The organism is Acrocarpospora pleiomorpha (assembly GCF_009687885.1).
GTDB classification, from domain to species: Bacteria; Actinomycetota; Actinomycetes; order Streptosporangiales; family Streptosporangiaceae; genus Acrocarpospora; species Acrocarpospora pleiomorpha.
On the sequence record NZ_BLAF01000114.1, the window covers coordinates 1 to 997 of the forward strand.

Annotated in this window: 2 protein-coding genes; one reads left to right on the top strand and one right to left on the bottom strand. The window is 66.0% G+C overall.

Going from position 1 to position 997, the window contains the following annotated elements; translation table 11 throughout:
* Positions 1-60: 60 nt before the first annotated feature.
* Complete coding sequence (locus tag Aple_RS50015) at positions 61-561, bottom strand: DinB family protein (protein ID WP_155351859.1); 501 nt, start codon at positions 559-561, stop codon at positions 61-63.
* An 18-nt stretch (positions 562-579) separates the two neighbouring features.
* Here Aple_RS50015 and Aple_RS50020 point away from each other — a divergent pair, with 18 nt between their 5' ends.
* The gene (locus tag Aple_RS50020; protein ID WP_155351860.1) at positions 580-966 is read left to right on the top strand and encodes an MmcQ/YjbR family DNA-binding protein; all 387 of its coding nucleotides are present in this window, start codon (positions 580-582) and stop codon (positions 964-966) included.
* Positions 967-997 lie beyond the last annotated feature (31 nt).

A 997-nucleotide genomic window follows, 5' to 3' on the forward strand; every position in this document is an offset into this window, starting at 1 on the left:
CCCCGGCGAACACGCTCAGCGGCTGGGGCTTCGCTGGCGTCGTCGACGTGATCTGGCTGGTTATTCGCCGGTGGCGCCGTCTACGCGTTGGCGGATGATGTCGGCGTGGCCGTTGTGGCGGGCGTACTCCTCGATCATGTGGACCAGGATCCAGCGTAGCGAGTAGTACTCGCCATGGCGCTGTCGCTTCCCGACCGCACCCAGGTCGGGCCACCTGGCGACGTTCGCCCTGGCTACCTCGATCTCGGCTCGCCATGCCGCGAACGCGTCCCGCGCCGACGCGTCATCCACGTTGTCGAAATCGCCGTCCGGATCGGTCTCCGTGAAGTGCAGCGGGGGTGCGTCCTCGTCCTCCAGGACTCGCCGGAACCAGCTACGCTCCACGTCGGCCATGTGCCGGACCAGGCCCAGCAGGGACAGCGTGGACGGCTCCGCGGCTCGATCACGGAGTTGTTCCTCGGTCAGGCCATCACATTTCACGGCCAGGGTTTCGCGGTGGTAGTCCAGCCAGGCGAGCAACATCTCACGCTCATCGGCGACCAGGGGCGGATCGATTCTCATACGGACTATCGTGCCAGCATGGAGCAGTTGGAGCGCCTTCGAGCCTTGTGCCTGGAGTTGCCGGAGACGACCGAACGGCTCAGCCACGGCGAGCCGACCTGGTTCATCCGGGGCAAGAAGACCTTCGTCACCTTCGCGGACCACCACCACGACGACCGCCTCGGCTTCTGGTGCGCCGCCGCCCCAGGAGTGCAACAGGAACTCGTGGACACCGAACCCGACCGCTTCTACCGCCCCCCATACGTCGGCCACCGCGGCTGGCTCGGCGTCTACCTAGACGTCCCAGTCGACTGGCAAGAAATCCGCCAAATCATCACCGACGCCTATCGCCAAATCGCCCCCAAAACCCTCTCATCCCAACTCAACCCCGCACAAACCCCCGAGCCACCCTCTGGTACGGCCTGACCTCGGCTTGCCGGGGTTCTCCCACCCACCC

Excerpts from the sequence above, each read along its gene's own strand:
- Aple_RS50020 (WP_155351860.1), top strand. The coding sequence starts at position 580 with ATGGAGCAGTTGGAGCGCCTTCGAGCCTTGTGCCTGGAGTTGCCGGAG.
- Aple_RS50015 (WP_155351859.1), bottom strand. The coding sequence starts at position 561 with ATGAGAATCGATCCGCCCCTGGTCGCCGATGAGCGTGAGATGTTGCTC.